The organism is Burkholderia sp. ABCPW 11 (assembly GCF_001523445.1).
Lineage (GTDB): Bacteria > Pseudomonadota > Gammaproteobacteria > Burkholderiales > Burkholderiaceae > Burkholderia.
In genome coordinates this window covers 94,082-112,091 of record NZ_LOVM01000033.1, presented here as the reverse complement: position 1 = coordinate 112,091, position 18,010 = coordinate 94,082, and the positions used below count along the sequence as shown (strand labels likewise).

The 18,010-nt window shown below is 68.2% G+C and carries 15 protein-coding genes; 9 read left to right on the top strand and 6 right to left on the bottom strand.

The window, feature by feature from the left end:
- Positions 1-8: 8 nt before the first annotated feature.
- Both WS61_RS15185 and WS61_RS15180 read right to left on the bottom strand, forming a co-directional pair.
- Entirely contained in the window at positions 9-1,595 is a 1,587-nt protein-coding gene (locus tag WS61_RS15185) for an MDR family MFS transporter (protein ID WP_059501185.1), read from the bottom strand.
- Entirely contained in the window at positions 1,588-2,706 is a 1,119-nt protein-coding gene (locus WS61_RS15180) for an HlyD family secretion protein (RefSeq protein WP_059501184.1), read from the bottom strand. Before WS61_RS15180 ends, WS61_RS15185 begins: the two co-directional genes overlap by 8 nt.
- A gap of 91 nt (positions 2,707-2,797) precedes the next feature.
- On the opposite strand from WS61_RS15180, the gene WS61_RS15175 reads away from it, so the two are divergent.
- A complete protein-coding gene (locus WS61_RS15175; RefSeq protein WP_059501183.1) occupies positions 2,798-3,631 on the top strand; it encodes a CerR family C-terminal domain-containing protein in 834 nt (277 codons plus the stop codon).
- 27 nt (positions 3,632-3,658) lie between these two features.
- On the opposite strand, the gene WS61_RS15170 is transcribed toward WS61_RS15175, so the two are convergent.
- Both WS61_RS15170 and WS61_RS15165 read right to left on the bottom strand, forming a co-directional pair.
- Positions 3,659-6,121, bottom strand: coding sequence for a mechanosensitive ion channel family protein (locus WS61_RS15170; RefSeq protein ID WP_059501182.1), 2,463 nt, complete (start codon positions 6,119-6,121; stop codon positions 3,659-3,661).
- A 338-nt stretch (positions 6,122-6,459) separates the two neighbouring features.
- Positions 6,460-7,419, bottom strand: coding sequence for an LLM class oxidoreductase (locus WS61_RS15165; protein WP_059501181.1), 960 nt, complete (start codon positions 7,417-7,419; stop codon positions 6,460-6,462).
- 1,195 nt (positions 7,420-8,614) lie between these two features.
- Here WS61_RS15165 and WS61_RS15160 point away from each other — a divergent pair.
- The 4 genes from WS61_RS15160 (at position 8,615) to WS61_RS15145 (ending at position 12,210) form a co-directional block, all read left to right on the top strand.
- Entirely contained in the window at positions 8,615-9,517 is a 903-nt protein-coding gene (locus WS61_RS15160) for an NAD-dependent protein deacetylase (RefSeq protein ID WP_059501381.1), read from the top strand.
- Positions 9,514-10,155 carry a DUF938 domain-containing protein gene (locus WS61_RS15155; protein WP_059501180.1) on the top strand — a complete coding sequence of 214 codons (642 nt, stop codon included), beginning with the start codon at positions 9,514-9,516 and terminating at the stop codon, positions 10,153-10,155. Before WS61_RS15160 ends, WS61_RS15155 begins: the two co-directional genes overlap by 4 nt.
- A gap of 97 nt (positions 10,156-10,252) precedes the next feature.
- The gene (gene gndA, locus WS61_RS15150; protein ID WP_021160879.1) at positions 10,253-11,665 is read left to right on the top strand and encodes an NADP-dependent phosphogluconate dehydrogenase; all 1,413 of its coding nucleotides are present in this window, start codon (positions 10,253-10,255) and stop codon (positions 11,663-11,665) included.
- Between the two features lie 200 nt (positions 11,666-11,865).
- Positions 11,866-12,210, top strand: a complete 345-nt coding sequence (locus WS61_RS15145) for a DUF4148 domain-containing protein (protein WP_034205207.1) — start codon at positions 11,866-11,868, stop codon at positions 12,208-12,210.
- Positions 12,211-12,321: 111 nt separating this feature from the next.
- Here WS61_RS15145 and WS61_RS15140 read toward each other — a convergent pair whose 3' ends face one another.
- Positions 12,322-12,642, bottom strand: a complete 321-nt coding sequence (locus tag WS61_RS15140) for a hypothetical protein (protein WP_011694691.1) — start codon at positions 12,640-12,642, stop codon at positions 12,322-12,324.
- A gap of 427 nt (positions 12,643-13,069) precedes the next feature.
- On the opposite strand from WS61_RS15140, the gene WS61_RS15135 reads away from it, so the two are divergent.
- Entirely contained in the window at positions 13,070-13,804 is a 735-nt protein-coding gene (locus WS61_RS15135) for a peptidoglycan DD-metalloendopeptidase family protein (RefSeq protein WP_059501179.1), read from the top strand.
- Positions 13,805-13,869: 65 nt separating this feature from the next.
- On the opposite strand, the gene WS61_RS15130 is transcribed toward WS61_RS15135, so the two are convergent.
- Positions 13,870-14,508: a Pr6Pr family membrane protein gene (locus WS61_RS15130; RefSeq protein WP_059501379.1), complete on the bottom strand. Its 639-nt coding sequence runs from the start codon at positions 14,506-14,508 to the stop codon at positions 13,870-13,872.
- A 225-nt stretch (positions 14,509-14,733) separates the two neighbouring features.
- On the opposite strand from WS61_RS15130, the gene WS61_RS15125 reads away from it, so the two are divergent.
- The 3 genes from WS61_RS15125 to WS61_RS15115 all read left to right on the top strand — a co-directional run bounded on the left by WS61_RS15125 (position 14,734) and on the right by WS61_RS15115 (position 18,010).
- Entirely contained in the window at positions 14,734-15,270 is a 537-nt protein-coding gene (locus WS61_RS15125; protein ID WP_059501178.1) for a cytochrome b, read from the top strand.
- A gap of 155 nt (positions 15,271-15,425) precedes the next feature.
- Positions 15,426-15,794, top strand: a complete 369-nt coding sequence (locus tag WS61_RS15120) for a DUF2946 domain-containing protein (protein WP_059501177.1) — start codon at positions 15,426-15,428, stop codon at positions 15,792-15,794.
- 83 nt (positions 15,795-15,877) lie between these two features.
- Positions 15,878-18,010 carry a TonB-dependent copper receptor gene (locus tag WS61_RS15115; RefSeq protein WP_059501176.1) on the top strand — a complete coding sequence of 711 codons (2,133 nt, stop codon included), beginning with the start codon at positions 15,878-15,880 and terminating at the stop codon, positions 18,008-18,010.

Here is an 18,010-nt window from a genome sequence, read left to right as displayed (position 1 = left end):
ATGACGGGTCAATGGCCGGACGACATCGGTTGCGGCCCGCGCGGCGTTCTCAGCAGCAGCGCGAGCGGCACGCAGGCGAGCAGTGCGAGGCCCAGCAGATAGAAGGTTTCGGAATAGGTCATCACGACGGCCTGGATCTGGATCTGCTGCGCCAGTTGGCCGAGCGCGCGCATGTTGGAATACGCGAGATCGCCGGTGTGCGCGAACCAGTTGGCCGCATAGGCCGACAGTCGATCCTGACCGATGGGCGAGTTCGCTGTCACCGATTCGCGCAGCGCGGCCGTATGGAAGGTCGTGCGCCGATCGATCACGGTGCCGATGATCGCGAGCCCGATCGAGCCGCCGAGGTTGCGCGCCATGTTGTAGAGCCCGGCCGCATCGCCCGAGTCTTCGCGCGCGACGGCCGCCATCGACGCCTGGTTGAGCGGCATCATCGCGAGCATCTGCGCGAGGCCGCGGATCAGTTGCGACCACACGAAATCGTGGCCGACGCTCTGCGCGGTCAGGCTGATGTCGAGCATGCAGCTCAGGCAGAACAGCAGCAGCCCCGTGATCACGAGAATGCGGAAATCGACCTTGCCGAGCAGACGCGGCAGGATCGGCATCACGAGAAAGGCCGGCAGCCCGGACAGCAGCATGATCGCGCCGGCCTGTTCCGCGTTGTAGCCGGCGACGATCGCGAGGAACTGCGGCAGCAGGTAGGACACGCCATACAGCCCGGCGCCGACGGCGGACACGATCACGATCACGCTCGCGTAGCGCGGGTTGCGCATCAGCGACAGCCGCATGATCGGCCGTTTCGCGAAGCGCTGCGACAACGCGATCAGGATCATCCCGACCAACGACACGATGCTCAGCGTGACGATCATCTGCGATTCGAACCAGCGTTCGCGCTGGCCTTCCTCGAGCACGACGGTCAGCGAGCTCAGGCCGATCGCGAGGCCGAGGATGCCGAGCCAGTCCGCGTTGAAGAACGCACTCCATTGCGGTCGGTCCGACGGCAGGCCGAACACCAGCAGCGCCATCAGCAGCAGGCAGACGGGCAGGTTCAGGAAGAAGCACCAGCTCCAGTCCACGTTCTCCGCGAGCCAGCCGCCGAGCACGGGGCCGAACAGCGGCCCGAGCAGCACGATCAGGCCGAACATCGTCATCCCGACCGGCAACTGCGACAGCGGCAGGCGCGTGCGGATGATCGTCTGCGCGGTCGGGATCAGCGCGCCGCCGGTGAAGCCCTGGCCGATCCGGCCGGCGATCATCATCGGCAGCGAATGCGACCACCCGCAGATCATCGAGAACGCGATGAACAGCGCGGAGTTCGTCAGCAGGAAATTGCGCAGCCCGAACACGCGCGTGAGCCATGCGGCGAGCGGGATCATCACGATTTCCGACATCAGGTAGCCGGTCGAGATCCACGTGCCTTCGGTGCCGGTCGCGCCGATTTCGCCCTGGATCTGCGGCAGCGCAGAGTTCGTGATCGAGATGTCGAGCGTCGCCATCAGCGCGCCGAGCGCACCGGCCGCGACCGCGATCCAGTCGGTCACGCTCGCGCGGCCTTCGTGCGGCGGCGTGGGTATCGTGGCGGGCGTATCAGCCATGATGCTGCTCGTCGCGGGCCGAACGCGTATCGACGTCGACCGTCACCGACAGCCCGGGCAACAACATGCGTTGCGCGCGGGCATTCGCGGCGAGACGGATGTGAACGGGCACGCGCTGGACGATCTTCGTGAAATTGCCGGTCGCGTTCTCGGGCGGCAGCAGCGCGAACTGCGCGCCGGTGCCGGGCGCGAAGCTGTCGACGACGCCGGACAGCGGGCCGTCCGGCAGCGCGTCGACATGCAGCTCGACGGGCTGGCCGACGCGCATGTTGCCGATCTGCGTTTCCTTGAAGTTCGCGACGAGATAGATCGAGTCGACCGGCACGACGGTCAGCAGGCGCGTGCCGGGCTGCACGTATTGCCCGACGCGCACCGTGCGGTCGCCGACGCGGCCCGCGAGCGTGCTGCGCACGATCGTGTTGTCGAGGTCGAGCTGCGCCTGGGCGGCGCTGGCCTGCGCGGCCTCGAGCTGCGCGCGCGCCTGCTGGAGCTGCGCGGTGAACGACGCGATCTGCGTGCGGGCGGCGGCGATCGACGCGTTGTTCGCGGCGAGCGTCGCGCGCGCCTGGTCGCGCGTGCTTTTCAGGTCGGCCACGCGTTCGTGCGTTTCGGCGCCGGTCGCCGCGAGCGGCGCATAGCGCGTGTACTCGTCGCTCGCGTGCTGCGCGTTGATCCGCGACACCTTCGCCTGTGCGTCGGCCTGTTCGAGATTCGCGCGCTGCTGGCTGATGTCGGCTTCGGCGCGCGCGATATCGGCGCGGCGGGCGTCGACGGTCGCCAGCGCTTGCGCGAGCGCCACCTGGTACTGCCGGACGTCGAGCCGTACGAGCGGATCGCCGGCCTTGACGGGCTGGTTGTCGCGCACGTAGACGTCGGTCACGTAGCCGGCGACCTTCGGCGCGGCAGTCATGCTGTCGGCTTGCAGGTACGCATCGTTGGTGCTTTCGATGAAGCGGCCGATCGTCCACCAGCGGCCGAGCCACACCGCGCCGCCGACGGCCGCGAGCACGGCGACCGCGAGCAGGATGCGCCGCTTCGTTCCGCCGTTGCGCGGCGTTGTTCCGTTTTCCTGACGATCTGCTTTCTGTGGCGGGTCTTGTGGCGTCGACATGCGGGATCCAATTTATTCCAAGTGGAAGAATTATTCCAGTTGATAAAATTGTGTCAAGTAGAATGTCGATCGATCGAATGACGAGGAAGGCATGAACGAAGCGAAGAAGCTGCGCCGCACGTCGGCGGGCGGCTACGCGCGCGGCGACGAAACGCGCCAGCGGATCATCGAGGCGGCGATCGAACTGTTCGGCGAGCGCGGGTTCGCGGGCGCGTCGACGCGCGAGATCGCCGCGAGGGCGGGCGTGAACGCGCCGGCGCTCCAGTACTACTTCGAGAACAAGGAAGGCGTGTACCGCGCGTGCGTCGAGACGATCGCCGAGAGCGGCTGGCAGGTGTTCGCGCCGGCGGTCGGCCATGCGCGTGCGATGCTCGACGCTCACGCGAGCGTCGACGAACTGATCGAAGCGTTCATCGGGCTGCTGCGTGCGTTGTCGGACCGGATGTTCACCGCGCCGAAGACGATGAACCAGCGGATGTTCTTCGCGCGCGAGCAGGGCGGCCAGGAACCGGCGAGCGCGAGCGAAATCCTGATGACGCGCATGCGCAAGCCGCTGAACGACGTGTGCGCCGAGCTGATCGGCCGCATCACGGGGCGGCCGGCCGACGATTCCGTCACGCGGTTGCGCGCGCTGAGCCTGTTCGGGCAGCTCACGGTGTTCCACATCGCGCAGCGTTCGGCGCTGCAGTTGCTCGGATGGGAGGCGTTCGACGGCGCGCGCGCGGCGCTCGTGACCGAAACGATCGCCGACCAGACGCGCGTGCTGCTCGAGCAATGGCATGCGCAGCGCGATGCGGGTGCCGCCGAGGGGGAGTCCGCGCCGAAGCGCGGGCGGGGTGCCGCGGCGAAACGCGCGGCGAAGCCGGTGGCGGCGCCTCCCGCCGCGAAAAGCACGGCCCGCGTGAAGAAGCCTGCCGCGCGTTGAGCGCGACGGATTACTTGCTCCCGACGATCAACCCGGCTTGCGCTCCGCTGCGTCGGGCGACGGCGGCCGGGCTGCCGTATCGGCGGCATTCCGCGTGTTGGCGCGCAGGTCGTTTTCATCGTGGCCGACCGGCCGCGATCCGTCCGCATAGGCCACGACGCTGCGCTGCGGATTGGCGATCCGGATTCCGCGTTCGCGGAACGTCTCCGCGATCCGCCGGTTGAATTCGCGCTGCACGCTCCAGCGCGCCGAGTCCGTGCATTGCATCTGTCCGGCCAGCGCGAGCGCCGCGCCGTCGACCTGGTCGATGCCCCAGTAGCTGAAGTCCGACAGAATGCCGTCGTGGTACTTCGGGTCGTCGCGCAACGCGGCGCCGATTTCCTTCAGCGTCGCGATCGCGCGATCGATGTCCTCGTCGTACGCGATGCTGACCTTGACCGCCGCGTTGCCGAGCCCTCGATTCGTATTGTTGACGGTCGTCACCGAGCTGAACGGGATCGTGTACAGCGACCCGTCGCCGGCGCGCAGCCGCACGGTGCGGATCGACAGGTATTCGACCGTCCCCGATACGCCGGCGAGCGTGACCCAGTCGCCGACCTGCATCGCGTTTTCCATCAGCAGGAAGATCCCGGTGATGAAATCCTGCACGAGCTTCTGCGAGCCGAAACCGAGCGCGACGCCGAAGATGCTGGCGCCGGCCAGTAGCGGACCGACGTTCACGCCGAGTTCGCTGAGGCCCGTCAGCACGACGACGAGCGCGATCATCACGAACAGCAGCGAGCGCAGCATCGGCAGCAGCGTGCGCAGCCGCGCGGCCCGCACCAGGTTGCCTTCGCGCGTCCAGCGTTGCAGGCGGCGCTCGATCGCGATGTTGGCCGCTTCCCACACGACGAGCGCGACGATCGCCGCGATCGCGATCGTCACCAGCGCGGAGGCGAGCCGGTGGCCGATCGTACCCGTCTCGAACGCGCGGAAGATCGGCACGCCCCAGATCTGCAGCAGCAACAGGACGGTCACGACGCCGAGCGCGCCCGACACGATCCGGCGCAGCAGCGGGTAATAGCGGTACGCGTGCAGATGAACGAGCGTGCGCTCGTCCTCGCGGCGTTGGAACAGCCGCGCGAGCGCGCCGAACACGACGATCGACACCATCCGCATCGCGATCATCACGGCGATCGAGCGGCCGCCGAGCGTGATCAGCACGCGGTAGCCGTTGTGGACGTCGAGCGCCCACACGAACCACAGTGCCATCACGATGAAGACCGAGACGGGCGCCCACGCGTCCGCGAGTGCGTTGCCGACGACCGTGAAGGTCGGACGATCCGCGCCGGCGGCACGGATCCGGGCCGCGACCGGCCGGCGGCACTGAAGGATCAGCACCGAGATCATCACGTGCCCGACGAGCGCGACGGCCTTCAGCAGCGCGACATGGCCTGCTTCGGTCAGGCCGAAGTTCGCGGCGATCTCGACGGCCGCCGTGCACGCGCCGACCACGATCGCGATCCGCGCGATCGAGCGTTGCGCGAACTCGGCCCATGCATCGCTGATATGCAGCAGCCGCAATTGCCGTGCGTCGGGCTGGAAGAACAGCCGGCTGACGATCGTGACGAGCCGGCAAATCACGTAGGTGTCGATCAATGCTTCGAGCGCGGATTCGATCGGCGTGCCTGCTTCGACGAGCAACGACATCGTCAGGCTCGCGACACCGACGAACACGAGCAGCGGCACCGCGCGCAGCGCGAGACTGACGAGCGCGCGCGGCATCCGGTGCAGCAGCGTGGTGTGCCGGCGCGCGTGGCCTCGGCTTGGGGAGGGCGCGGTGTCCGCAGCATTGGCGGCCGCGGTGTCGGGCGGGGTGGACGTGTCGGGCGGCGGCGCGTGATCCTCGTCCGATGCGGCGGAATCGGGCGCGGGGCTGCGCGATGCATCGGCGCGGCGCGCGGCCACCGTCGCCAGCGCACGTCGCAGCAGCCGCTTCGCGAGCCATTCGACGACGAGCGCAGGCAGCAGCACCGCGAGGAGGATCCCGAGCGTGCGAGTCAGATCCGCACGCTGGTCGGCGCGCGCGAGCTTGTCGTGCCACCAGCTTCCCACCGAACCGATGTCGAGCAGCGAGCGCAACGATTCCTGCAGCGCGTTGCCGATCTGGGCGGCCCAGCGCGATCCCTGGCGGACGAGCATCGATGCGAGCCCGTTCGACGTGAGCGCGGCCGGCGCCGCCGCAGCCGATGCGCCGCTGGCCGCAGACGCCGCGCTTGCCGGCACGGCGGGCGCGCTCAGCGCGCCGACGGCCGCGATGGCGCGCAGCGTCGTTTCGACCTGCGCGCGCTCGCGCGGGTTTTCCAGCACATTCAGTGCCTGTCGCGCCTCTTGCTGCGTCAGCGCGGGCGCGGCGTCGGAGGCGGCCGACGCGGCGGCCGGCACAGGCGTGGCCGCGTGGGCGGCCGAGACGACGGCGGCGAGCAGCCAGCCGAGGAGGATATGTCGCATGGCGTGGGCATGCGGGTGCGTCTCGTCACGCGGCCCGCGAGGCTGAATGATGGACGGAAGTTAACATGATCGCGATCGGAACCGAATAGTTCCGTCGCCGGCTGTTCGATCGGGCGTAAGCGAGGCGGCGCGGGCGTTGGCGAGGCATGCGCGCAAGCCGTGTGCCGGATGCAGGCTGCCGATCGTCCGATATCGGCGGGAACGTCCTGCTTGCCTGGTCGTAAGGCGTCTGTAACGCGTGTACGCCGGTGCCGATCGGCGAGGCGCCGCGGCGCGAGCGTTCGTCCGGCCACGACCGACGCTTGCACCGCATCGTATGGATCGGGATTCCTGACGAATCACGCTCGCTCGTCATGAAATACCGGCAAGACATGCTCGGCGATTTCTTCGATGACGTCGCGCACGGGCCGGTCCGATCCAGGGTTCAGCGTGACGTGGTGCGTGCCCGCCGCGCGCATCTCGTGCAGGATGTCGACCAACGCGCGCCGCCCGGTTGCATAACCGAGCGGCAGCGCGGTGGCCGGCGTATCGGGATGCGTGGCGAGATCGAGCCGCATCGATACGCCGAATGCACGAAATTCCGGCGACGCGAGCCGGTCGACCGCCGCGCGCCACATCGAATAGCGGGCACGCTGCGTATCCGGATCGCGGTGATACGTCATCCAGCCGATCGAATGCCGGGCGATCCAGTCGACGCTCTGTCCGCCCGAGCCGACCGCGAGCATCGGCACCGCATCGCCGCCGCGCGGCAGCAGCGTGAATTCGGGCGCATCGGGCGGCGCGTGGTCGGGCAGCACGCGCGACGGCACGCCGAGCGCGGCCGCGACGACGTCCCAGTGCGCGCGATAGCGGTCGCGCCGGGTTTCCGCGTCGACGCCGAACGCCGCATATTCGGGCGGCCGGTCGCCCGAGCCGAGCCCGAGGATGAAGCGCCCACCCGACAGCGTCGCGACCGACAGCGCGCCTTTCGCGATATGCAGCGGATGACGCAGCGGCAGCACGATCGCGCCGCTGGCGAGCGCGATCCCGCGGGTGCGCGACGCCAGCGCGCCGAGCAGTACCCACGGGTCGAGGTGGCCGACCGGGTCGGGATAGTCGGCGCTGTTCAGCGGCACGTCGCGAATCCACAGCGCGCGAAAGCCGAGCGAATCGGCCAGCGCCGCGAGTTCGAGCTGTTCGTTGAAGTCCGCGACGATGCGGCCGCTGCGAAGCAGCGGAAGCGTGAGGCCGATCGACAGCCGTCCCGCCGAGAAGACACGATGCGCGACGTCGGGGCGGGTGGGAGTGGGGATGGTCATGGCGAATCCTTGGCGGCGAGGCAGCGGGAACGCGCGGCGTTCAGTGTCCGAATGCTAGCGTGTTTGCGCGATGCACGAGCGGGACGGCCAAGCCTCGCGCTGCCTGACCCGCAGCGTCGCGCCGTGCGGCGCGAGTCCGGTCGTGACGCCATGCACTGCGATGCGCGGTCGCGACTGGTGCGATAGACCGGCGTGCGGGAGCCGATATCCAGCCGGTGCTTCGTGTCGGACATGCGGCGCGTGCGGGTTCCGGCCCGGCGGTGGCGAATCGCGGGAACGGGTGAGGCCGGCCGGTCGCGTCCGATCGCGGCGCGACGTCGGATGTGGGGCGTAAGGTGATCGGCCACGCCGCACGGCGACGACGCGACGATGCCGGCGGTGCGTTTCAGTTTCGAAACGTTCGCGCTTTCCGACGGCGCGCGATGCCTGCCCGCGGCCCGCGAGGCCTTGCCGCATGAAGCATGGTGCGCTCCTTGCATGGTTGTATGGGCCGTGAGTGCGATCGCGGGTGCAGTCGGCTCGGCAATCGCTTCAGTGGGTCGGACATATCGAACACGGGGACAAGAGAATGAAAAAAGACCGAAACGCAACGCATCGTGTTGCAAACATGAATCGCCGACCTGCCAGGGTATTCGCTTCGCCGTTGATTGCGGCGACGTGAGCGAGCGGCTTTCCGTTTCATCCGGGTAATCGGTTTCGTTCCGAACGATGGCGTGCAGGCGTGACGCACGAGTCCGACCGTTGCCGGTCGGCCGTCGGCGGCGAACCGCGTGCAGGCGGATGGTCCCGGCCGGATCCCGGAATCGTCATACCTTGGCGCAACGACGTCGTCGCGCGGCGCATGCGTTTGCACGTCGCGCATTGCGCGGGCACGACGAGCGCACGGAACGGGATCGGGTCGGGAAAGCCGGCGACGCGCCGACGTGCGCGGCCGGGCGGAGCACGCGGAGTCAGGGGGAACGTCCGTCGATCGCGGCATGACGGACGTCGCAACATTGTGCTGTCAGTTGATCCACTACCCCGATGGATCAATTGTTGAAGCGCCCGTCGCCGAGCGGCGGCGGGCGTCTTTTTGCGTGCCCGCGTGCCATGGCGGCGGCCAGCCCGATCGCACGGCATTCTGTATCATGTGCTGGCGTGCGTGGCGGCCCGTGCGGGCGCACGGCCTGCCGGCGCGACCGATCACGTTGCCAACATGAACGATAACGCCTTGCCCGATTCTTCCATCGTCGACGCCGATCCGGCCGCGCTCGATGCGCTGCAGACGTTCGTCGAGCGTCATCCTCGCCTGCTCGTGCTGACCGGCGCGGGCATCAGCACCGATTCCGGCATTCCCGGTTACCGCGACCGCAATGGCCAATGGATGCGCTCGCCGCCGATTCAGCTTCACGAATTCCTCGGCTCCGACGCCGCGCGGCGCCGCTACTGGGCGCGCAGCATGATCGGCTGGCCGGTCGTCGGCCGCGCGCGGCCGAACGGGTCGCATGTCGCGCTGGCGCGGCTCGGCGGCGCGGGCCGGATCGAGCGCCTCGTCACGCAGAACGTCGACGGCCTGCATCAGCGCGCGGGCAGCGGCGACGTGATCGAGCTGCACGGCGGCATCGACGGCGTCACCTGCCTCGAATGCGGCGCACATCATGCGCGGGCCGCGATCCAGACCGTGCTCGAAGCCGACAATCCCGAGCTGCTGGGCGCGCAGGCCGAGCCGGCCGCGGACGGCGACGCGCATCTCGAATGGACCGCGCTCGATACGTTCCGCATCCCGGCGTGCCCCGCGTGCGGCGGCCTGCTGAAGCCGGCGGTCGTGTTCTTCGGCGAGAACGTGCCGCGCGAGCGCGTGGCGCTGGCGTCGCAGGCGCTCGAGGCAGCCGACGCGTTGCTCGTCGTCGGCTCGTCGCTGATGGTGTATTCCGGCTACCGCTTCTGCGTGTGGGCGCAGGCGCAGCACAAGCCGGTCGCCGCACTCAATCTCGGCCGTACGCGCGCCGACCCGATGCTGACGCTGAAGGTCGAGGCGCGCTGCGCCCCCGCGCTCGACGCACTCGTGGCGCGGCTGGGGCTCGGGCGCAACAGCGACACGAAGGAGCATGCATCGTGACCGGCGCCGCTACTTCGCCCGATCCGTCCGCACGGCTGTCGGCGCCGGCGGCCGAACGCAATCGCGGCCCGATCCTCGACGTACTGCGCCGTGTGCTGCCCGCGAGCGGCAGCGTGCTCGAAATCGCGAGCGGCACGGGGCAGCACGTCGTGCACTTCGCGCAGGCGTTGCCGGGCCTGCACTGGCAGCCGAGCGATCCCGATGCGCACGCGCGGCGTTCGATTGCCGCGTGGGTCGCGCATGCGGCCCTCGAGAACGTCGCCGGGCCGCTGGCGTTCGACGTACGCGACACGCCGTGGCCGGTCGCGGCGCTCGACGCGATCGTCTGCATCAACATGGTCCATATCTCGCCGTGGGCCTGCACCGACGCGCTGTTCGCGGGTGCGTCGCGCGTGCTGCGGCCGGGCGGCGTGCTGTTCCTGTACGGTCCGTACCGTCGCGAAGGCCGGCATACGGCGCCGTCGAACGAAGCCTTCGACCGGCAGTTGCGCAGCCGCGACCCGTCGTGGGGCGTGCGCGATCTCGAGACCGTGGTCGCGCTCGGCCTCGATCGCGGGCTCGACTGCATCGAGGTCGTCGAGATGCCGGCGAACAACCTGAGCGTCGTGTTCCGGCGCCTGCCGCACGCGGAGCAATGACACGCAAGCGGGCAGCGCCGCCGGGTTTCCACTATCCTTTCGCCTGTGCGCGCGGCCCGGCTCGGGTCGCGCCCCGTTTTTTCCGGAGAATTGACTAATGGGCAAACAAGCAATCGGTGTGATCGGGCTCGCGGTGATGGGCCGCAATCTCGCACTCAATATCGAGAGCCGCGGTTACGCGGTGTCGGTGTACAACCGCAGCCGCGAGAAAACCGACGAACTGATCGCCGAATTCCCCGGCCGCAATCTGGTGCCGACCTATACGCTCGAGGAGTTCGTCGCGTCGCTCGAAACGCCGCGCCGGATCCTGATGATGGTGAAGGCCGGGGAAGCGACCGATGCGACGATCGCATCGCTCAAGCCGCTGCTCGAGAAGGGCGATGTGCTGATCGACGGCGGCAACACGCACTTCACCGACACGATCCGCCGCAACCAGGAACTCGCGCAGTCGGGCCTGCATTTCATCGGCACCGGCGTGTCGGGCGGCGAAGAGGGCGCGCTGCGCGGCCCGTCGATCATGCCCGGCGGCCAGCGCGACGCGTACGACCTCGTCGAGCCGATCCTCAAGCAGATCGCCGCGAAGGCGCCGTCGGACGGCGAGCCGTGCGTCGCGTACATGGGGCCGGACGGCGCGGGCCACTACGTGAAGATGGTTCACAACGGCATCGAATACGGCGACATGCAGCTGATCGCCGAAAGCTACTCGGTGCTGAAGGACGTCGCGGGCCTGACCAACGACGAACTCGGCGCGGTGTACACCGAATGGAACCAGGGCGAGCTCGACAGCTACCTGATCGAGATCACGTCGAAGATTTTCGGCAAGAAGGACGAGGAGACCGGCAAGCATCTCGTCGACGTGATCCTCGATCGCGCCGCGCAGAAGGGCACCGGCAAGTGGACGAGCCAGAATGCGCTGGATCTCGGCGTGCCGCTGCCGCTCATCACGGAGTCGGTGTTCGCGCGCGTGCTGTCGTCGCTGAAGACCGAGCGCGTCGCGGCCAGCAAGATCCTGTCGGGCCCGGCTGCCGCGCCGTTCGACGGCGATCGTGCCGCGTTCGTCGAAGCGGTGCGCCGCGCGCTGTACCTGAGCAAGGTGATCTCGTACGCGCAGGGCTTCGCGCAACTGCGCACGGCGTCGGAAGAATACGGCTGGAACCTCGATCTCGGGACGATCGCGAAGATCTTCCGCGCGGGCTGCATCATCCGCGCGCGCTTCCTGCAGAAGATCACCGACGCGTACGCGAAGGATCCGGCGCTCGCGAACCTGCTGCTCGACCCGTACTTCAAGGACATCGCCGCGAACTACCAGGCGTCGCTGCGCGACGTCGTGGTGGCCGCGGTGAAGGCCGGCGTGCCGGTCCCGGCGTTCGCGTCGGCGGTCGCGTACTTCGACAGCTACCGTTCCGAGCGGCTGCCGGCGAACCTTGTGCAGGCGCAGCGAGACTTCTTCGGCGCGCATACGTTCGAGCGCACCGACAAGCCGGGCAGCTTCCACGCGAACTGGTCGTAACCGGCGTGCGGCGGCGGCATTGTTGCGAAAATCTATTCTTTGAATAGGGTTTTTCTATCCCGGATGCCGACATTGTTGGCTCCGGGGAAACAGTGTTTTCGCTCTTTCATGGTTTTCCCTAGGTGCTGACGGGACTAAACTCTGTTCCATCGCTGCAGACATGGTGTGTGCGGCGGAGCAAAAAAATCCCGGAGGTAATCATGAAATCGCTGATCGCAACGTTCGCTGCTGCTGCTGTCCTCGCCGTCCCCGCCGTCTCGTTCGCCCAACAGAACGCGCCCGTCACCCGTGCACAGGTGAAGGCCGAGCTGGTCCAGCTGCAACAGGCCGGCTACAAGCTGGGCAGCGACCGGACCAACTATCCGGAAGGCATCCAGGCTGCCGAAGCCCGTGTGAACCCGCAACAGAACGTCGCTGCGGCCGACACGACCGGCTACGGTGCACAACCGGCCGCCGGCCAGGAGTCTGGCGCACCGGCTGCGGCCAAGACCGGCTGGCAAGTCAAGCGCATCTCGGACGGCGCACCGGTCTACAAGGGTCGTTAATGGTACGGCCGCGCTGGCGACCGCATCCGACCCCCTGTAGTACAACGGCCCGACGTACCGCATAGCGGTACGTCGGGCCGTTTTCATTGGCGGCGCGCGATGCGCCGCCGTTCAGTGCAGCGGGCGTCTGCCGCGCCCGATATCGCGAAACAGCGCTTCGGCGGGTTCCAGTACCTGCAGCCACGTTTCGTCGTAACCGCTCAGCGTATCGAGTGCGTCGCGCAGCCGTTCGATCGCGAGGACCGGCAACTCGACGCTGTGGCGCGTGGCGCCCGTCAGGTGCGTGACGCTCGCCAACTGGACGAGCGCATCGGCCGCTTCGGCGACGTCGGTCGCGAACAGCAGGTGCCGGTTGAGCAATTCGACCAGACCGCTGGAACCGGCGAAATCGTCGGCGTCGAGCTGCACGGAGAGAAACGTCGCGTTATTCATTGTCATGCTCCTCGTTGTCGTTGGATCGCGCTGCGCATCGTCGAGTATAGGCGGCGATCGAAGCGGAGAATATGACGGGGCCGATACGGTCGGCGAGGATGACGGCACCCCGCAGGGAAACCTTCGAAGCCCCGGCCGAGCGGCCCGCCTGGCACGGCTCGCGGCCCGCCGGCGCGCCCGCGCGACGCCGCAAGATTGTTTCCGGATCCGCCAACTGTCGGGGCCTCGACCGCGACAAATGGTATCTTTGCCGATCGGGACGCGCGAAAAAGGGGCCGGTGAGCTCATTCGCGCCGACGTCCCGCTGTGGAAACTGACGGCCGCGACAGCGGTCGGATACTGGTTGATCCGGCCGTTCGGCCGGACATCGTGCGTCGCTTGCCGGGGGGCGGTGGGCGGCGCAACGACGGCAAATCCGGGAGGACCCTTGAGAGAAACTATTCCCATCCACGACGCGCTCACGCGCTGGCTGCCGCAGGCGGCGCTCGTTGCCGCGGCCATCGCGCTTGCGGGCTGCACGATGACGCCGTGGACCGACAGTTGGCAGCCCACGCGTCAACCGGCGCCCACGTCGGCTGCGACGCCGGGCGTGATTGCCGGCTATTACCGCGTGAACCCGGGCGATACGCTGGCGGGCATCGCGAACGCCTACGGGCAGCGCGTGCAGGACGTGGCCAGCTGGAACCACATGGCGCCCACCGACGCCGTGTCGCCGGGCCAGGTGCTGCGGGTCGCGCCGCCGCCGGCCGCGGCCTCGTACGGGCAGCCTCCCGCGGCGGCGGCCCAGCCGGGCTCGCTCGCATGGCCGGCCACGGGCATCGTCGCGACGCCGTTCTCGGCCGGCAAGACGCGCGGCGTCGTGATCGCCGCATCCGGGCCCGACCATTCGGTGCGGGCCGCGGCAAACGGGCGCGTGGTGTACGCCGGCTCCGGCGTCAAGGCGTACGGTCCGCTCGTGATCCTGAAGCACGACAACGGGCTCATCACGGCTTACGGGCACAACGGCAAGCTGCTCGTCAACGAAGGCGACGCGGTGCGCCAGGGGCAGCCGGTCGCCGAAATGGGCACCGACGCGAGCGGTCGTTCGACGTTCGAGTTCGAGGTCCGTCAGAATGGCAAGGTTGTCGATCCGATGAACTTCCTGCCGCGCAACGGCGGCTGATCGCCGGCATCGCCACGTGTGCGCCGGGTGGCGCACACGTTCCTACCTCTTTCACCCGTTCCCCTTCATCCTTCCTTGAGCGTCGCGCTGGCAGACTGTGTCGCACGATTGCCGAGCCAGCAAATGCCCAATGCGAGCGCCGCCGCGCCGAACGCGATCAGCGAACACTGGATCGCGACGGGCAGGTAGCCGTGCGGCCGCGGATCGACGAACGGGTAGGGATACCAGTTCTCCACCGCGCCGCGCACGAGCGTATAGCCGAGATAGACGACCGGAAAGCCGAGCCACGCGAATGCACTGCGGCGCGGAATCGGCGAGCGCGGTTCGACATACAGCCAGTCGCACAGCATCACGAGCGGCACGATCCGGTGCAGTACCCAGTTGTTGAACGCCGGCGTGACGTGGCGCAGCGCATCGAGCCGTGCGAGCAGGAGCTCGTAGACGATCGCGGTGATCAGCACGTACAGCACCGCCGCGCCGCGCATCGATTCGTAGCGGGCCGAGCCGGGGCGCGCGATGCGCCACAGCCCCGCGGCCAGCATCGCGGCCGCGTAGAGGCTGCTCAATTGCGTGAAGTAGCTGAGATAGTTGCCGAGATGGAAATTCGGTAGGCGCCAGTAGTCGGCGACGCTGTGCAGCGTGGTGGACACCGCGAGCAACGCGGCGATCAGCCGGTAGGCCGCAACGAAGAACGCTTTGCTCATGATGCCCGCGCGCCGTCGCACCAAAGCTTCATCGTGCCACAGCCGCCTGCGTGCGCGATGCGGATTTTCCATAGGGCGGCCTTGTGCGGCGCGCGTCGACGATTCGTCGGATATTTGATCGCGCCGTGCAAAACCGGACGCCCATGCGGCTACAATCGCCACAGCGTTGCCAGGCGTCGGCCGGTTGCAGCTGGCGCCCTCCCCGAATACAACACGAGACGAAGCATGAAAAACATCCTCGCGAAACAGACGCGCTACAGCTCGCCCGCGATCTTCTTCCACTGGGCCATCTTCGTGCTGGTCGCGCTGGCCTACCTGGCCATCGAGATTCGCGGACCGAAAGGCAGCGACAGCCGTGCGTTCTGGATGAACGTGCATCTGACGGCCGGTACGTTCGTCCTCGTGCTGTCGGTGCTGCGCGTGCTGTGGCGGGTCGTCAGCCGCGTGCCGGAAGCGATCCCGCAGGCGGCGCTGCTGCGCTGGCTGTCGAAGCTCGCGCATGTCGCGCTCTACGTGTTCATCATCGCGCAGCCGCTGCTCGGCATCATGATGGTCAACATGGGCGGCAAGCCGGTGTCGCTCGACTGGCTCGGCGTGTCGTTCACGCTGTTCGGCCCCGACAAGGCGCTGCGGCCGACGATCAAGGAAGCGCACGAGCTGATCGGCAACGCGTTCTATTTCGTGATCGGCCTGCATGCGCTGGCCGCGCTCTACCATCACTTCATCCGGCGCGACGACGTGCTGCGGCGCATGACGCCCTGATCGTCCCGTTTCCGGAGCATGCAGCACACGGGGGCGCATGGTTGCGTTGACAACCATGCGCCCCCGGTTCGTTTACTTTCGCCAGCACTGTTCACCGCGTTGAACATTCTGTAACATCTCGGCTGCCTTTACATTCCGCTTACTCGTCGCCGCGCATGCTGCACCGACATCGTCACCTGACTGCCTGGCTTGGCCTGCTCGCGATCTGGATCGCGATCGCGGCGCCGCTGGTGTCGCAGTGGCGTATCGCGCAGGCGGCCACCCCCGATGCGATCGTCTGCAGTACCGAGCATGGTGCGCATCGTTCGTCCGATACGGGCGGCATGCACGGTCATGCACTGCATCTCGACGCGTGCGGCTACTGCGGCTTCTTCGCGCATAGCCCAGCCATCGGCGCGCCTGCCGCCGCATCGGTCAACTCCATTTCCGTCGTTTCCGCTTCCGCCGTCGCGTCGCCTGCCGTCGCGGCGCGCAGCGACCGCTATCCGCGCGCCTATCCACGCGCACCGCCCGAGCGCGCCTGACGCGTTTCCCGCCGTTTCTACTTCCGCCGATATCCGTGCGGCCCGTCGAGGCCGCGTGGAGGGCGTCACTCGGGCTTTCAATCATGACCAATTTCCAGTTGCGTGCGCCGTGTGCGTCACGCAATGCCGGTGCGCGACCGCTGCCGCGCATGCTGAAACTTACCGTTCCCGCGCTGGCCGCCAGCGCGTTGGCCGCGAGCGCCGCCGCGGCCGACACCCCGCATGCGGCCGGCGCGACGGCGGACGCCGCCGCCACGCTGTTGCCGCCCGTCGAAGTCGTCGCGTCGCCGCTGTCGACGCCGCTCGTCGTCGTCACGGATCCGAAGGCGCCGCGCCAGCCGCTGCCGGCGAGCGACGGCGCCGATTACCTGAAGACGATTCCCGGCTTCACGTCGATCCGCAGCGGCGGCACGAACGGCGACCCCGTGCTGCGCGGGATGTTCGGGTCGCGGCTGAACATCCTGGCGAACGGGATGCCGACGCTCGGCGCGTGCCCGAACCGGATGGACGCGCCGACGTCGTATATCGCGCCGGAAAGCTACGACAAGGTCACCGTCGTGAAGGGGCCGCAGACCGTGTTGTACGGTCCGGGCGCGTCGGCCGGCACCGTGCTGTTCGAGCGCGTGACGCCGCGTTTCGAGCGCCCCGGCATGCGCTTCGACGGCAGTCTCGTCGGCGGGTCGTTCGGCCGCAACGACCAGAATCTCGACCTGAGCGCCGGCACGCCGGACGTCTATGGCCGCGTGACCGCGAACCACGCGCATTCGCAGGACTACGAGGACGGCAACGGCAATACCGTGCCGTCGCAGTGGGACAAGTGGAACGCCGATGCGGCACTCGGCTGGACCCCCGACGACCATACGCGCGTCGAGCTGACCGCCGGCACCGGCGACGGCTATGCGCGCTATGCAGGCCGCGGGATGGACGGCGCGCATTTCCGCCGCGAGACGTTCGGCCTGTCGTTCGACAAGCGGCATCTCGGCGACGTGCTCGACCGGATCGAGGCGCGCGTGTATTACAACGAAGCCGATCACGTGATGGACAACTATACGTTGCGGCAACCCGACCCGACGAGCAGCATGCCGATGCGAATGGCCTCGGAAGTGCGACGCCGCACGGTCGGCGCGCGTGCGGCCGCGACGTTTCGCTTCGGCGACGACTTCAAGCTCGAAACGGGCGCCGATGCGCAATCGAACCGGCTCGATTCTCGCGCGTCGATGGGGCAGCAGAACTACCGCAACCAGCCGTGGGGTGCGCAGGCGACGATGTGGAACGCGGGTGTGTTCGGCGAGTTGACGTGGTATGCGAGCGACGTATCGCGCGTGATCGGCGGCGCGCGCGTCGACTATGCGAGCGCACGCGACAAGCGTGCGATGCAGCGCGGCATGATGACGAGCAAGCCGAACCCGACCTTCGACGACGATCGGACGAAAGTGCTGCCGAGCGGCTTCGTGCGTTACGAGCGCGATCTCGCGTCGCTGCCCGTCACGTGGTACGCGGGGATCGGCCACGCGGAGCGTTATCCGGACTACTGGGAACTGTTCTCCGCGACGCGCGGGCCGGCCGGCTCGGTCAACGCGTTCTCGGCGGTGCAGCCGGAGAAGACCACCCAGCTCGATATCGGCGCGCAATACAGGAGCGACCGGTTCGATGCATGGGTGTCGGCGTACGCGGGCTACGTACAGGACTTCATCCTGTTCAACTATGCGGCCGGCATGATGGGGCCGACCACGCAGGCAACCAACGTCAACGCGCAGATCATGGGCGGCGAAGCCGGCGTGTCGTGGCGGCCCGTCGCGCCGCTGCGCGTCGAGACGTCGCTTGCGTATGCATGGGGGCGCAACGTGGCGAGCGGCGATCCGCTGCCGCAGATGCCGCCGCTCGAGGCGCGCATCGGGGTCGAATACACGCGCGGCGCATGGTCGGCGGGCGGCCTGTGGCGCATCGTTGCGCCGCAGCATCGCTACGCACCGAACGAGGGCAACGTGGTCGGCAAGGACTTCGGCCCGAGCGCCGGATTCGGCGTGCTGTCGCTGCATACGCAGTACAACCTCAGCAAGACCGTGCAGATCTCGGTGGGCGTCGACAACGTGCTCGACAAGGCCTACACCGAGCATCTGAACCTCGCCGGCAACGCGGGCTTCGGCTACCCGGCGAACGCGCCGGTGCTGGAGCCGGGGCGTACCGCGTGGGTGCGCGTGAGCGCGAAGCTCTAG

Coding starts and splice junctions, on each gene's coding strand:
- WS61_RS15145 (WP_034205207.1), top strand. CDS start 11,866: ATGAAATCGCTGATCGCAACGTTCGCTGCTGCTGCTGTCCTCGCCGTC.
- WS61_RS15180 (WP_059501184.1), bottom strand. CDS start 2,706: ATGTCGACGCCACAAGACCCGCCACAGAAAGCAGATCGTCAGGAAAAC.
- WS61_RS15175 (WP_059501183.1), top strand. CDS start 2,798: ATGAACGAAGCGAAGAAGCTGCGCCGCACGTCGGCGGGCGGCTACGCG.
- WS61_RS15165 (WP_059501181.1), bottom strand. CDS start 7,419: ATGACCATCCCCACTCCCACCCGCCCCGACGTCGCGCATCGTGTCTTC.
- WS61_RS15160 (WP_059501381.1), top strand. CDS start 8,615: ATGAACGATAACGCCTTGCCCGATTCTTCCATCGTCGACGCCGATCCG.
- WS61_RS15130 (WP_059501379.1), bottom strand. CDS start 14,508: ATGAGCAAAGCGTTCTTCGTTGCGGCCTACCGGCTGATCGCCGCGTTG.
- WS61_RS15185 (WP_059501185.1), bottom strand. CDS start 1,595: ATGGCTGATACGCCCGCCACGATACCCACGCCGCCGCACGAAGGCCGC.
- WS61_RS15115 (WP_059501176.1), top strand. CDS start 15,878: ATGACCAATTTCCAGTTGCGTGCGCCGTGTGCGTCACGCAATGCCGGT.
- WS61_RS15170 (WP_059501182.1), bottom strand. CDS start 6,121: ATGCGACATATCCTCCTCGGCTGGCTGCTCGCCGCCGTCGTCTCGGCC.
- WS61_RS15140 (WP_011694691.1), bottom strand. CDS start 12,642: ATGAATAACGCGACGTTTCTCTCCGTGCAGCTCGACGCCGACGATTTC.
- WS61_RS15120 (WP_059501177.1), top strand. CDS start 15,426: ATGCTGCACCGACATCGTCACCTGACTGCCTGGCTTGGCCTGCTCGCG.
- WS61_RS15125 (WP_059501178.1), top strand. CDS start 14,734: ATGAAAAACATCCTCGCGAAACAGACGCGCTACAGCTCGCCCGCGATC.
- gndA (WP_021160879.1), top strand. CDS start 10,253: ATGGGCAAACAAGCAATCGGTGTGATCGGGCTCGCGGTGATGGGCCGC.